Annotated in this window: 17 protein-coding genes; 8 read left to right on the top strand and 9 right to left on the bottom strand. The window is 57.7% G+C overall.

The window, feature by feature from the left end:
* The first annotated feature begins 136 nt into the window (after positions 1-136).
* The 5 genes from SIB38_RS12210 (at position 137) to SIB38_RS12190 (ending at position 3967) form a co-directional block, all read left to right on the top strand.
* A complete protein-coding gene (locus SIB38_RS12210) occupies positions 137-1006 on the top strand; it encodes an ATPase (RefSeq protein WP_412550240.1) in 870 nt (289 codons plus the stop codon).
* A gap of 48 nt (positions 1007-1054) precedes the next feature.
* Positions 1055-1999: a homoserine O-acetyltransferase MetA gene (gene metA / locus SIB38_RS12205; RefSeq protein WP_412550239.1), complete on the top strand. Its 945-nt coding sequence runs from the start codon at positions 1055-1057 to the stop codon at positions 1997-1999.
* A 71-nt stretch (positions 2000-2070) separates the two neighbouring features.
* Positions 2071-2940 carry a polyphosphate kinase 2 gene (ppk2, locus tag SIB38_RS12200; protein WP_294113300.1) on the top strand — a complete coding sequence of 290 codons (870 nt, stop codon included), beginning with the start codon at positions 2071-2073 and terminating at the stop codon, positions 2938-2940.
* Positions 2933-3550: a TetR/AcrR family transcriptional regulator gene (locus SIB38_RS12195; protein ID WP_294113302.1), complete on the top strand. Its 618-nt coding sequence runs from the start codon at positions 2933-2935 to the stop codon at positions 3548-3550. Before ppk2 ends, SIB38_RS12195 begins: the two co-directional genes overlap by 8 nt.
* A 12-nt stretch (positions 3551-3562) precedes the next feature.
* Complete coding sequence (locus tag SIB38_RS12190) at positions 3563-3967, top strand: hypothetical protein (protein WP_294113303.1); 405 nt, start codon at positions 3563-3565, stop codon at positions 3965-3967.
* Positions 3968-3972: 5 nt separating this feature from the next.
* On the opposite strand, the gene SIB38_RS12185 is transcribed toward SIB38_RS12190, so the two are convergent.
* The 7 genes from SIB38_RS12185 to SIB38_RS12155 all read right to left on the bottom strand — a co-directional run bounded on the left by SIB38_RS12185 (position 3973) and on the right by SIB38_RS12155 (position 10001).
* Positions 3973-4464 (bottom strand): hypothetical protein, encoded by a 492-nt coding sequence (locus tag SIB38_RS12185; protein ID WP_412550238.1) that lies wholly within the window; start codon positions 4462-4464, stop codon positions 3973-3975.
* Complete coding sequence (locus SIB38_RS12180; protein ID WP_294113306.1) at positions 4452-5348, bottom strand: DUF3365 domain-containing protein; 897 nt, start codon at positions 5346-5348, stop codon at positions 4452-4454. The genes SIB38_RS12185 and SIB38_RS12180 overlap by 13 nt, the downstream gene beginning before the upstream one ends.
* Complete coding sequence (locus SIB38_RS12175; RefSeq protein WP_412550237.1) at positions 5345-6019, bottom strand: cytochrome c3 family protein; 675 nt, start codon at positions 6017-6019, stop codon at positions 5345-5347. The genes SIB38_RS12180 and SIB38_RS12175 overlap by 4 nt, the downstream gene beginning before the upstream one ends.
* A 148-nt stretch (positions 6020-6167) precedes the next feature.
* The gene (locus SIB38_RS12170; RefSeq protein ID WP_294113309.1) at positions 6168-7331 is read right to left on the bottom strand and encodes a hypothetical protein; all 1164 of its coding nucleotides are present in this window, start codon (positions 7329-7331) and stop codon (positions 6168-6170) included.
* 165 nt (positions 7332-7496) lie between these two features.
* On the bottom strand, positions 7497-7982 hold the full coding sequence (gene rpsI, locus SIB38_RS12165) for a 30S ribosomal protein S9 (protein ID WP_294113310.1): 486 nt from the start codon (positions 7980-7982) through the stop codon (positions 7497-7499).
* Between the two features lie 3 nt (positions 7983-7985).
* On the bottom strand, positions 7986-8447 hold the full coding sequence (rplM, locus tag SIB38_RS12160; protein WP_294113311.1) for a 50S ribosomal protein L13: 462 nt from the start codon (positions 8445-8447) through the stop codon (positions 7986-7988).
* Positions 8448-8606: 159 nt separating this feature from the next.
* Positions 8607-10001 (bottom strand): PLP-dependent aminotransferase family protein, encoded by a 1395-nt coding sequence (locus tag SIB38_RS12155; protein ID WP_412550236.1) that lies wholly within the window; start codon positions 9999-10001, stop codon positions 8607-8609.
* Between the two features lie 95 nt (positions 10002-10096).
* On the opposite strand from SIB38_RS12155, the gene SIB38_RS12150 reads away from it, so the two are divergent.
* Positions 10097-10321, top strand: coding sequence for a DUF1127 domain-containing protein (locus tag SIB38_RS12150; protein WP_412550235.1), 225 nt, complete (start codon positions 10097-10099; stop codon positions 10319-10321).
* Between the two features lie 71 nt (positions 10322-10392).
* Here the strand turns inward: SIB38_RS12150 and SIB38_RS12145 are convergent, their stop codons facing one another.
* Both SIB38_RS12145 and SIB38_RS12140 read right to left on the bottom strand, forming a co-directional pair.
* On the bottom strand, positions 10393-11034 hold the full coding sequence (locus SIB38_RS12145; RefSeq protein ID WP_294113319.1) for a DUF2459 domain-containing protein: 642 nt from the start codon (positions 11032-11034) through the stop codon (positions 10393-10395).
* The gene (locus tag SIB38_RS12140) at positions 11031-11450 is read right to left on the bottom strand and encodes a PaaI family thioesterase (RefSeq protein WP_294113320.1); all 420 of its coding nucleotides are present in this window, start codon (positions 11448-11450) and stop codon (positions 11031-11033) included. Before SIB38_RS12140 ends, SIB38_RS12145 begins: the two co-directional genes overlap by 4 nt.
* A gap of 56 nt (positions 11451-11506) precedes the next feature.
* Here SIB38_RS12140 and SIB38_RS12135 point away from each other — a divergent pair, with 56 nt between their 5' ends.
* Positions 11507-12292, top strand: a complete 786-nt coding sequence (locus SIB38_RS12135; protein WP_294113321.1) for an enoyl-CoA hydratase — start codon at positions 11507-11509, stop codon at positions 12290-12292.
* Positions 12293-12547: 255 nt separating this feature from the next.
* Complete coding sequence (gene trmFO, locus SIB38_RS12130) at positions 12548-13891, top strand: methylenetetrahydrofolate--tRNA-(uracil(54)-C(5))-methyltransferase (FADH(2)-oxidizing) TrmFO (RefSeq protein ID WP_412550234.1); 1344 nt, start codon at positions 12548-12550, stop codon at positions 13889-13891.
* The last annotated feature ends 49 nt before the right edge of the window (positions 13892-13940 follow it).

Genomic DNA, 13940 nt, shown 5'->3' with positions numbered 1-13940 from the left:
CCGTTGGAAAACTGTCGGGATACCGACGTATTACCGACACGAATTTTGCAGGTTAACACGCTCCTTCCCAATAGCATTTGACCCTCCTGCTGCGGCCCGCTACCAAACTGGCAACACCGGCAAAAGGGCATCGGCCATGATCTACACATCTGCGCAAGACTGGCGCGACGCGGCGCAGAAAAAAGTGCTGCTCTTTGGCATGTCTGGCTTGGGAAAAACCAATATTTCCAACACGTTGCGCGACAACGGTGATTGGTTCCACTACTCTATCGACTACCGCATCGGCACCCGCTACATGGGCGAACACATCGCGGACAACGCCAAACGCGAGGCGATGAAGGTCCCGTTCCTGCGCGAACTCCTGATGACCGACAGCATCTACATCGGCTCCAACATCACCTTCAACAACCTCGCCCCCCTTTCCACCTACCTCGGCAAGCCCGGCAACCCCGAAAAAGGCGGCTTGCTGTTTGCCGAGTATATGCTGCGCCAACGCCAGCACCGGACCGCCGAAATGGCCGCCCTAATGGACACAGAGCCCTTCATTTCCCGCGCCCATGATCTTTATGGCTATGACCATTTTGTCTGCGACACCGGCGGCTCGATTTGCGAGGTTGTTGACGCAGATGATCCCAAAGATCCGATCCTGACATCCCTGTCGCAAAACACATTGATGGTCTGGATCAAAGGCTCTGACGCCCACACCGAAGAGCTGGTGCGTCGTTTTGATAAGGCGCCTAAACCGATGTATTATCAGCCGGAATTCCTGCTGGAGTGCTGGCACGCCTATCTCGATGAAACAGGTCAGGACCAGAGTGCCGTGGACCCGGATGCCTTTGTACGCTGGACCTACGCCCGCGCTTTGGCCCACCGCCAGCCCCGCTATGAGGCCATGTCTCGTTGGGGCGTCACCGTGACCGCGGAAGCTGTTTCCCAAGTGGCAACAGCGGCTGATTTCGTCGACGTGATCGCCACAGCCCTTGAGCATCCGGCGATCCCCGCCTAACTATGGCCCTCACGCCTATTTACCCCACTGACAGACTAAGAGACTGACATGCCCATCAAGATCCCCGCCGACCTACCCGCCTTTGACGTGCTCAAGCACGAAGGCGTTATGGTCATGGCCGAGGATCAGGCCTCCCGTCAGGACATCCGTCCGATGCGTATCGGGCTTCTTAACCTGATGCCGAAGAAAATTCAGACGGAAAACCAGTTTGCCCGCCTGATCGGCGCGACCCCGTTGCAGCTGGAATTGTCGCTCATCCGTATGTCCGAGCACAAAACCCGCAATACGGCGGCGGAGCATATGGCCGAATTCTATCGGCCATTCCAAGAGGTTAAGGCATCAGGTGAAAAGTTCGACGGCCTCATCATCACCGGTGCGCCGATTGAGCATCTGCCGTTTGAGGAAGTCACTTATTGGGACGAACTCTGCGAGGTCTTTGACTGGACCCGCACCCATGTGCACTCCACTTTTGGTGTGTGCTGGGGCGGCATGGCGATGATCAACTACTTCCACGGCGTGCAAAAATACATCTTGGATCACAAGGCTTTTGGTTGCTTCCGGCACCAAAATCTGGCGCATTCCTCGCCGTTCCTACGCGGCTTCTCCGATGATTGTGTCATCCCGGTAAGCCGCTGGACCGAAATCCGCCAGGACGAGGTAGACGCCCGCCCGGAGTTGCGCACCTTGTTGCATTCGGAGGACGTTGGCCCCTGTCTGATCGAGGCCCCCAAAACCAGAGATCTGTTTATTTTCAACCACTTCGAATACGACAGTGACACGTTGAAACAGGAATACGATCGAGACGTGTCCGAAGGCACACCAATCAATGTGCCCTCCAACTACTACCCTGATGATGATCCCTCCAACCCGCCGCAGAACCGCTGGCGCAGCCATGCGCATTTGCTTTATGGCAACTGGATTTCCGAGATCTATCAAACCACACCGTTTGACATGTCCCGCATCGGCCATGAAATCACCGACCTGCGCGCCTGACCCCGCCGCGCGGCCATCGCGATTGCACTGCGGTGCAGGACGCCCCATATTGGGGAAAACGGAGAGCTTTCATGGACTTGCCCTTTGACGGCGCGATCAGCGCCTACTTTGAAAACGACGCCCCCGCCAAAGTGCGCGTGGCCATTCAAAACGCGGGCAAGAACGACATACTCTCTGATAGCTACCCACACAAAGACCGTTTGGGACGCAAAACTTACGAGGCCGACCTCGAAGCGTTGCAAATCGAACTGGTGAAAATGCAGCATTGGGCGAAAGAAAGCGGCGCCCGCATTGCCTGTGTCTTTGAAGGCCGTGATGCCGCAGGCAAAGGCGGCACCATCAAGCGTTTCCGCGAGAACCTGAACCCGCGTGGCGCCCGCATTGTCGCCCTATCGAAACCCACCGATGCTGAGCGCAGCCAATGGTACTTCCAGCGCTACTTTGACCACCTGCCGTCTGGGGGTGAGTTGGTGCTCTATGACCGCAGCTGGTACAATCGCGGTGTGGTCGAAAAGGTCTTTGACTTCTGCGAACAGGCCGAGCGGGAGCGCTTCTTCCACCAAGCGCCCAATCTCGAAGAAACCCTCGTAAACGACGGAATTTACTTGTTTAAATTCTGGCTCAACGTCGGCCGCGCCGAACAGCTGCGCCGCTTTCTGAGCCGCGAAACCGATCCGCTGAAACAATGGAAGCTAAGCTGGATCGACGTCGAAGGTCTCAAGCGTTGGGATGCCTACACCGCCGCGATCAGCGAGACGTTGCAGCGGACCCATTCTGAGGCCGCGCCCTGGACCATCATCCGCTCTGACGACAAACGCCGCGCGCGCTTAAACGCCATCCGCACCGTGCTGCACGCCCTGCCCTATGACCGCAAAGACGTGGACGCCATTGGTGACATCGACAGCAAAATCTGCGGCGGACCGGACATCTGGAATGCCTAAACGCGGCTACCATCACGGCAATCTGCGCCAGGCCTTGGTTGAGGCCGCCTTGAGCCTGATTGAGGCCAAGGGCCCCACCGGCTTTACCTTGTCGGAAGCTGCCAAAACCGCTGGCGTGACCCCGGCTGCGGTCTATCGCCACTTTGAAGGACGCGAAGACCTCATCGCCGAAGCCGCCCGCCAAGGCTACGAAATCTTTGCCGATTTGATGCAGTTTGCCTTTGACAAAGGCCAACCCTCCGCGCTCGCCTCCTTTGAGGCCACCGGTCGCGCCTACCTAGCCTTTGCCCGCAAATACCCCGGCCACTACATCGCGATGTTTGAAAGCGGCATTTCCGTGAACCGCACGCCCGAGCTTGCTGCCGTCGCCACCCGCGCACGCGGCGTTATGGAACACGCCGCCGCTGAGCTTTCCAAGCACATACCGCCGGAAAAACGCCCTCCCGCCAGCATGTTCTCCGCCCATATCTGGGCCATGAGCCACGGCGTGGTCGAGCTTTATGCCCGGAACTCCCCGGGCACCCAAAGCCCCTTTGCCCCGGAAGATTTGCTCGAAAGCGGCATTGGCGTTTACTTACGAGGTCTGGGCTTGATTGAGGGCGATCGTTAAGTGCCCAGGCAAATGCCTAAATTTCTTTTCGATCTATTAAAGCCTTGGCTGGGTGAACACAGAGCCGAACAGTGGTTTCTGCTTTGGTACAGATTTGGTGTGCTAGCGGCTTGTGCAGTGGTTTTTGCAATCGCAAGTATTGCACTCGTCGCTTTTTTCAAACCAGAAAAGCGGAACGTCACTGGCCACCATTGGAGCCCGGTTCTCTTCCTCTATTCTCACAGCACCGAGAGTTCTGCCCTCCGTATCTATGCGACGGTGCGCCTTCCAAATGGCGAGGTGACAACGGTTAAGACTAGTCGGATGTCAAAGGCTGCTGGAACACTGGATCAAATATGCCTAAGAAAATTGGAAACCAAATCCGGAAAAACGAGATACCGCTGGGTAGGTGAGCAGCATTGTGACGGCAATATCTGAGAGCCTCACTGGTAGGCCCGCGCCACCCAGATATGCACGGCCACCAAAGGCACCAATGCGGCGGACAAGCCAATGTGCGTGATCAACCAGATCAGATAAATCGCATTGCTGCGATACCGCAGCACCTCGCGATTGAGCACGCCTGTGAGAGCGATTAAGAACACCACCACGCTTAACGTGCTCATCCACACATGGCCAAAGCGCACCGCGTGCAAGGCGAACAACAAAGTCGCCGCCGCCCCCACCCAGCGATGACGCCCCAGCACCTTACGCGCATCCCGATTGTCCTTTGTGACCCGTTTGAAAAACAACACCCATTGATAGCCAAACAATGCCAGCAGCAGCGTACCGGTGATCACCTGCTGAGCAAACCCAGTCAGAGGGTGCGCCAAAACGGACTTCGCCTCGGACGACAACAAAACCCCGGCAAACACGACCGCAAACAGGATCAGCGGCACGTAAGGCGTACGCTGCCAAGTGGCCCTTAGAAACCGCATGGCACATGTCCTCCCTCAATCGCTTGCAGCGCTTGCACGGCCAGCGCATCCTGCGCGTCGCTATCGGGATGCCGCCGCTCCTGCATCATGGCCTGCAGAACAGCGGGCGACGCCTGCGTCTTCACCTCCGCCAGAAACACCTCTGCTTCGGGCAAAATCCGCGCACCTTCGCTGGGCCAGTCCGCGCCAATCTCAACCGGCACCTCAAAGACAGCCGCCTTACCCAAATAACTCTCGTAGGTGTGGCTCACCGACAAATACATCGCATCCAGCACGCCCAGATACTGATCCGCCGTCACCTCCGCATTGGGATAGGTCCAGGTGGTCGCCCCCATCACATCATTGAGTTTCCAATCCTTTTTCGGACTGTCGGGATGTTCGTTATGACAGGTCACACAAGGCGCCACACCGGCCACGTCCGGATACATCGCCACAAACCCGCTTTGCGCATCCTGCGAATAGATCGGCGCGCGCGTGGCTTTTACCGCCTCAAACGCAGCGGCTTGTGCCTCGCCAAACAGGTTGGATTTGTTGATCGGTGCATCAGACCCCAGATACAGTCCCATCTGCGGCGGCAGGGTCTCCATATGCGCCGCTGTGGCCCGCAGGAACAGCGCTGGTAACGGCCCTTGCTCCACGCCCGGCTCTTGCCACTCTTCCCCAAATTTCAGGCCCGCTGCAATGCCGCCGCCCACAATGCGTTTGGTATAGATCGTGCGCGCCGCTTCATTGATCGCATTCACCCCGTCAAACAACGCGGTCACCGGATGACGACAGCCCGCGACCTCGGCCTCGCCATCCGGCAAAGGCGCGGGCGCGGTGGCAAACAGATAGATGCCGAGACAGGCAAACACACCGACAAAAAAGATACGCGGCAAGGTCATGGCGCTTTCCCCTCAAAAAGTTTTGGACTGCCAAAGGGATCTGCGCCGCCCTCAAAGTAGGCCCAAATCGCCTGTGCTGGCAGTGCCTCAGCAAGCTTGCTTGGCGCTTTAAAGGCGTGGTTGCCGTGAAAATCATGACACCCCAGACAGCTGTCCCAGTTGTCTTGGGCCACAAGCGTGACATGCGGCGTGTCCACAGGATCGTTTTTGACCTCCAGATCGCCGTGACAGGCCTGACACAGCGTGGGCTGGGCCGTCACAATCTCCGGCCTGTGCTCCGTGTGGCACCCAAGACAACTGCGCGCCGCCACCTGTTGAACAGCCTCGCCAAAACGGGGCTCGCGGAACCGATAGATCGGATGGCGCTCATTGGGCCGCGCATGACAGTCCAGACATTGATCCGATTGCACGGCGGCATAGCCAAAATCCACCGGCGTTTCCCGCAATCCCAACACATAGCGCACCTGCGCCTGGACCTGCTGGCGCACAGTTCCGGGCGTTTTGCTGTGACAGGCCACACAAGCAACACCATCGTGCGCTGCGATAAGCGGCCCGTGAGCCAAAGCTGTTTGAGTCTTGGACTGTGTCAGGGCCAATCCCGCCCAGAGTGCTGTCGGCAAAATCGCCAAAACAGCCCATAATCGCACCGTCCGGGCAGATGGCAGCGCCATGCGACCCTCCGAAACCAAAAACAAATGACCAACACGCGAAAGTGTCGCGAAACAAAGTTAATCAATCGTTAATTGTAAAAAATTCGTTAAAGATGAAAGGCACGCCGGCTTGTTCGCCTTTGATCTAACGTCGCGGACTTTGAGACCGTCACAAAAGCCCCCGCACCCAATCCAACCGAGCCTTGGGCACCAAACCGTAGTTGTAAAGATTCACGCCGGTCGCGCCGCCCCTACGCAACAATTCAATCCGCTGCGCAAAGTCCTCCCGCCCAGAGAATTCCGGATAGCCCAACCGCAACCCAACCTGCCCGCCAGCGCCGTTCGGCAAGCGGGAGGCATAAGACATCAGCCCCTCCGCTGCTTCCGGCCCCATATCGTAAGCGCAGAGCATCACTTTTAGCCCAAGATCAGCCGCCGCGTCATGATCACTACCGCCAAGCCATCCGGCTTGCCCGTCGATCAACATCAACTCGGACGTCGCCGCACAGGCGTCTTTGGCCTGTTCCAAAACCGCATTCACATGATCAAAGCGCAAATCCAGATAGGCCCGCAATTCCGCATCAAAATCAAAGGCATCCAGCCCACGTTCTGGGAAATCAGGGCATACTCGCTGGGGTGTATCCCCTGTACACATCTGATCGATTAGCCCCCGCACACGCGCTTGCAACGCTGGCATATCCAGACCGGTAGCCTGCCCTGCCGCCTGACAGTGCTCACAGAAGCACAGCGCCATCAAGAAATCCCCTTCGGGCGGCAACCCAACCATGTCTTTCTCATGATGATAATCATGGGCAAACCCAAGGAAAAAGGGACTCTCCAACTCGATCCGGTTGGGCTGATAGTTCTGGGAAATGTCACGCACCAGATTGCTCACATAGGCCTGAGCCTTCGGGTTGGCCGGACAGAGGTTATAGGAATTTACATCCCCAAACGCATTGCGCGTCACCAGATCGGGATTGGCAAAACCCAGCGCGGAGTTATGCAGACACACTGTCCAGCACGACACATCCAATCCACCCGCATCCCGCGCCTCAATCATCTCGCGCAGCACGTCCTGCTCCTGTGCCAAGGACGACACCAAAGGCTGCACCGCCTGCCCTTGCCAAATGCTGGCATCAGGACGGAAATACAATGTGCCGTCCTCAGGGAAATACGCCCGCCGCTTGGGGCTGCGCACCTGCAAAAACCGCCCTGCGTGATACACAGTGGCCAAGCTGATCATATCAAAGCCCAGTTCACGCAACTCAGACGACACCACCTCCTGTCCAATATCAGCGACATCCCAGGGGTAAGTCCAAAGTGCGTTGCTCACAGTCTTTCCCTTCAGATCAGCGGTTTGGCTGCCGCTGTTGTATCGGAAAGCCGCCGCACTGCGCAGTCTGAAAAATCGTCAAAATCGGAAATTCGCCTGCAACGCACACAAACAAAAAGGCCGCTCCAAAAGAGCGGCCTTTCCGAAAATTCTGGTATCCAGCGATTAACGCTTGGAGAACTGGAACGAACGACGCGCTTTGCGCTTACCGTATTTCTTACGTTCCACAACGCGGCTGTCGCGGGTCAGGAAGCCAGCAGCTTTCAGGGCGCCACGCAGGGAGGGTTCGTAAAGCTGCAGAGCTTTAGAAATACCGTGCTTCACCGCACCGGCCTGACCGGTCAGACCACCACCTTTAACGGTGGCGTATACGTCGAATTCACCTTCAACGCCGGCAACCTGGAAAGGCTGGCGCAGGATCAGCTGCAGAACTGGACGTGCAAAGTACTTGTCCTGGTCCTTGCCGTTCACGATGACCTTGCCGGAACCCGGCTTGATCCATACGCGAGCAACAGCGTCTTTACGTTTACCGGTCGCATAGGCGCGGCCCAGTTCGTCGCGTACTGGCTCACGAGGAGCCGCTTCGACTACAACAGCTTCTTCACCGGCAACGGCGTTCAGCTCTTCAAGCGAGTTGATTTGATCAGCCATGGATTAGCTCCGGGTGTTCTTGCTGTTCATGGACTTCACGTCCAGCACTTCTGGGGCCTGTGCTTCATGCGGGTGCTCTGCACCGGCGTAAACGCGCAGGTTGGTCATCTGCTTGCGGGACAGGCGGTTGCCTGGCAGCATGCGCTGAACGGCTTTGGTCACCACGCGCTCTGGGTGCTCACCTTCCAGGATCTGCTCCGCAGTGCGGGACTTGATACCGCCTGGGTGGCCAGTGTGCCAGTAGTAGGTTTTGTCAGCGCGCTTCTTACCAGTCAGCTGGATTTTGTCCGCGTTGATCACGATGACGTTGTCACCCATGTCCATGTGCGGGGTGAAGGACGCCTTGTGCTTGCCGCGCAGGCGCATGGCGACGATCGATGCCAAACGGCCCAGCACCACGCCTTCGGCGTCGATGATGATCCATTTCTTCTCGATGTCTGCCGGAGTAGCAGAGAAGGTTTTCATGTTAGGTCTTCCATGATTGGTTGACAGATGCGACAGGAGTCTGACGCATCAAAATGCGATGGGCGGGTTATAAAGCACCCTTTTGTCACGTCAAGCGCACAAAACCCAAATTAAACAAGCAAAAACAATGGCTTGAAATTTAGGTATTATTTTACCCCACTAAACAGGCGCATGTTGCAGCGGTTTTGACAGCATTTCCGACATGGTTTCCAACGCCGCTTGCAAATCCGCCTCGGACACCTCCGGCGCCAGGGCAATTCGCACCGCATTTGGCGCACGCCCATCTGCCAGCACATACTCATCCGCCGACTTGATCCGAATACCCTCCGCGTCACACGCCCGCACAAAGGTCGACCCGCGCCACCCGTGTGGCAGCTTGAGCCAGATGAACGGCACAAACGGCCGCCAGCGAATGTCCCAACTGCCGAGCACATTGACTGCCAACTGCACCCGCTTGTTGATGAACTTTTCCACCCGCTGCCGGATTTCATCCGCCTGCCCGCTCTGGATCAGGTCGGCACAGATATCGAGCATCGGCTGCGGCAAGCCGTAAAACATAGACTGCGCCACATGCCGCGCGGTTTGCGCGCTGCCCTCTGGTGCGACCAGATAGCCAAACCGCAAAGATGCCGAGACCGATTTGGTCAGCGAGCCGATGTACCAGGCCCGATCCGGACAGAGCGCCCGATAGGACGGCGTGTCCGCCGGTCCCAAGGCGTGGCAATCATCCTCGATGATCTGCAAATTGTAGCGCCGCGCAATTGCAGCGATCTCCTGCCGCCGCTCAAGAGGCACGTTGATTGCTGTCGGACTATGCGCCTGCACTGAGGTCACCAGAACTTGCCCACCGTGGCGCCGCAACGCCTCTTCCAGCTTTTCCGGCCGCATCCCGTGCGCGTCCATCTCCACGCCAATCACCTCCGCTCGCAGCAAACGCCCGGCATGACGCACGCCAGGAAAGGTCACCGCTTCGGTCAAAATCACCGGATGCGCCCCATGTAAACAACACTGCAATGCTGTCACCGACGCATTCTGCGCCCCCATCGTCAGCACAACATCATCCGCCGCGATCCTCCCTGCCACATCTGGCCCAATCCAGTTCACCACGGCCTGCCGCGCATGCAAATCCGTTGCGGATGTGGGACAGGACAAGTAAGACATGTCGCCCTGCGCCGCGACGCGCGCCATCGCTTCCCGGATGACACGATCCTGCCCCACATCTGGCACCCGCACCGCCCGCATATCGAGGTCTTCCGTTTGCGACAGAGAGATCAACGGCTCCGGCGGCAACACGGTTTCCGGCCGCCCGTCGGCCACAAACGTGCCGCGCCCAACTGTGGTCTCCAGCAAGCCTTCTTCCACCGCCAATTTATACGCCCGCGCCACCGTGCCCGGCGTGATGCCCAACTGCCATGCCAACTCACGCACAGGTGGAAGCCTCTCTCCAACAGGCAGATGCCCACTGCGCACCGCACCGCGAAGAGATTGTATCAATACAATGTATTTCGGATCGGTACAGCCATCGAAGGCTGGGGGCCATATTGTATCAATCACAATGTTTTCCTCGCAATTGTGTCACAGCAGGGGTACATCACCCTTGTAACAAACTTGAGGATTGTATCAATACAATATTGGAGACGACCATGACAATGACCACAACAAACCTGCAAATCCTGACAAACCACAATGCAAATGCACAACTTCCAGTTGTTGCACGTGCGGCGCTGTCGTTTGCGGCAGTGGTCACGGAATGGGACAAGCGCACCCGCACCCGCCGTGCGCTCGCCCGGCTGAGCAAGGCGCAGCTGGAAGATGTTGGATTGACTTTGCACGACGCCCGCATCGAGGCGCGCAAAAAGATGTGGCAGATCTGATCCCCGTCAGACGCCTCTTCCACTGGGTCGGGCTTGTCCCGACCCTTTTTTGTTTGCCGCCCGGTCTCGCTTTAGTAGCGGCGCTTCAAATCCCACAGCAGACCAGAACTCAACACCGAGGGCGCTGGTGCAGACTTCACCCCGGCCGCGCGCAAGGCCTGTGACACCCAACTGTTACAGGTCTGAAAGAGATGATATGCGCCGTGCGCCTTGTAAAAGGCGCTCTTGCCATAAAGACCGTCGCCGAGCTGCTCCGTTGACGACACACCTGCCTCCACAAACACCAACAGCTCTCGCAGCGCCTCGTCTGTCACCGGAATCTCGATACCTTCAGAATGGACAAACCGACTCCAAGGTGACCCACGGCCGACAGCCACATGCATCACACTGTCTGTCGGCCACAAAAGCGCCTTTGCGCCAATGGCAAAAGTCACATCCGCCAGCGTGGGCACCTCAAAGTAGAATCCTTGGTCGCCCCATCCAAACTCGAACCAATCCGCCTCAGGAAATTGCGCCAACCATGCGTGAGCGTGATCGCCGCCAAACTCCTCCAAGGTACTCCGCACCAGGACCAAACCGGCATGATACCCGTGATCAAAGATCCAAATCGGTTTTCCGCTGTCTCGGTCATAGCCATCCGAAGCCCCAAGCGGGAAAAACCGAGTCAAAAATCCCAAGACGAGCACCAGAACAAGCCAGCGCTTCCAGCTCATTTAGGAGGGATCGCGTAGGTCATATTGGCTCGCGCAACAGGCATCTCTGAGCCTTCCGAGTATATCAGCACGTTTGACACAGACAGCGTCCGCCCCAACTTCAGCAACTGCGTTTTGGCAATCAGGTCCTTGCCCGCTTCCGGTTTGCGCATGAAATCCAGCGAGCAGTTTGTGGTCACGGTCAACGCCTCTTTGCCAATGATGGCCATGGTCGCCACATAAGCCGACACATCTGCCAAGGCAAACATTGACGGACCCGATACGGTGCCACCAGGGCGCAGATGCCGGTCCTGCACCATCATCCGCATCACAGTGTTCACCCCGTCGATGTGTTCGACCACAAAGTCATCTTTGACCTGCGGGAACACCTGCTCGAGCCACGCGCCCATTTCTTCAGCTGTCATCACCGCTTGCATGCTTTTCCTCCGTCTCTCCCCGCGCTACCCTCGCGCCAACTTGGGAGGAGAGCAAGATGACACTTTTGGAACGTCGCGACACAAATGCGGTGGCACATCTCACCATGAACGCGCCGGAGCGGCTCAACGCACTTTCCGACGAGATGCTGGCGGCCCTACAAACAGAATTTGATGCCCTCAAGGACGACACGTCCATCCGCGCCATCACGCTGTCTGGCAGCGGCAAAGCCTTCTGCGCAGGACATGATCTCAAACAAATGACCGCCGGACGGCAATCGCAGGATGGCGGGCGCGCCTATTTTGCCGACTTGTTTAACCGCTGCGCCGCCATGATGCAGACTATTCAGCAACTGCCGCAACCGGTCATCGCCCAAGTGCATGGCATTGCCACCGCGGCTGGCTGCCAGCTAGTCGCCACCTGCGACCTGGCCGTGGCTGCCGAAGGCACCCGTTTTGGCGTGAATGGCGTGAACATCGGCCTGTTTTGCTCCACCCCCATGGTGGCTCTGACCCGCAACATCCCGCGCAAACAAGCGTTTGAGATGCTCACCACTGGAGATTTCATCGACGCCACACGCGCAGAAAACCTTGGCCTCATCAATCGCGTGGTCCCACATGAAGACCTGCAAACTGAGACCACACAACTCGCGGAAACCATCGCGCAAAAACTCTCCGCCGCCGTGAAAATTGGCAAACAGACCTTCTATGAACAGCTACAGATGCCAACCGATCAAGCCTACGCCCACGCAGGCAATGTCATGGTCGAGAACATGCTCTATGCCCAAACCGAAGCCGGCATCGAGGCCTTTCTGAACAAACAAACACCCAAGTGGGACCAGTAGCGGGTTTCCAATCCCCAAACGGTGTTTTTCCAACAAGGCTGTGTCGAATCCCAATCATCTTCGCCACAACACACCCAACTGAACCCCACATTTCTGTGGCTCAAGTTCGCTAAGCGGTCCCGCCATTTGCAGGACCGCGGGTTGCGTGTCGCCTCTTAGGTCACTTTGTAATGCTTACCTCTGACCTGAGAGGCGCACGCCACTTTTTTGGCTTCCCCCTTCCCAAATGGCGATCCCTGCCCTATGTCCGCCCCCATGACAGAGACATTGCATATCGTGGGCGGCGGCATGGCCGGCTCTGAGGCCGCATGGCAGGCCGCAAACATGGGCGTGAACGTGGTGATCCACGAGATGCGGCCCAAGGTCGAAACCTTTGCACACCGCACCGAACATCTGGCGGAAATGGTCTGCTCCAACAGCTTCCGTTCTGATGATGACGAGCAAAACGCCGTTGGCCTGCTGCATTGGGAAATGCGCGCCGCCAACGGGCTGATCATGGCCATGGCCGACAAACACCGCCTGCCCGCTGGCGGTGCCCTTGCGGTCGACCGCGATCCTTTTGCGGAATCCGTGACCGCTGCCCTGATGGACCACCCCAATGTCTCCGTGGAATACGGCGAGATTTCAGAGCTGCCCAGCGATGGCCACTGGATCATCGCGACCGGTCCGCTGACCTCCACCGCCCTTGGCGCGGCCATCCAGGAGGAAACCGGCGCTGACCGTCTGGCCTTCTTTGATGCCATCGCGCCAATTGTCTATGCCGAGAGCATCGACATGGACGTGGCCTGGTTGCAATCGCGCTATGACAAAGGCGACACAGAGGAAGAGCGCAAAGCTTACCTCAACTGCCCGATGGCCAAAGACCAATATGAGGCCTTCATCGACGCGCTATTGGCGGCAGACAAGACCGAATTCCACGAAGGCGAAACCGCTGGCTACTTCGACGGCTGTTTGCCAATCGAAGTGATGGCTGATCGTGGTCGCGAAACCCTGCGCTTTGGCCCTATGAAGCCTGTTGGGCTCACAAACGAGCACAAGCCGGATGACAAACCCTACGCCGTGGTGCAGCTGCGCCGCGACAACGCATTGGGCGCGTTATACAACATCGTCGGCTTTCAGACCAAAATGAAATACGGCGCGCAGACCGAGGTCTTCAAAATGATCCCGGGTCTGGAGAACGCCAGTTTTGCGCGCCTTGGCGGCATCCATCGCAACACCTTCATCAATTCGCCAACGCTGCTGGACGACCAAATGCGCCTGAAGTCCCGCCCAAACATCCGTTTTGCGGGTCAGGTCACCGGCGTCGAAGGCTATGTCGAAAGCGCCGCCATGGGGCTTTTGGCAGGTCGCTTAGCCGCAGCTGAAATCCTCGGCAAAGCACAAGAGACCGCGCCGCTCAACACCGCCATGGGCGCCTTGGTACACCACATCACCGGCGGTGCGGAGGCCAAAACCTTCCAGCCAATGAACGTGAACTTTGGTCTATTCCAGCCGGTTGAAGGCCTCAAAGGCGGGCGTCGCGGCCGCAAAGACCGCTACAAAGCCTACACCGACCGTGCCAAAGCGGATTGGCAGGCCTGGGTTGACGCGCAAGCGTAACTGGACGGCGCAAGCTTCTTCCAATAACCTCGAGAGAGCGGGCCAATCG

The organism is Shimia sp. MIT910701 (genome assembly GCF_047126315.1).
Taxonomy (GTDB): domain Bacteria; phylum Pseudomonadota; class Alphaproteobacteria; order Rhodobacterales; family Rhodobacteraceae; genus Shimia.
Note: the sequence above shows the minus strand (reverse complement) of the source record. Positions and strands in the feature narration are given on the sequence as shown.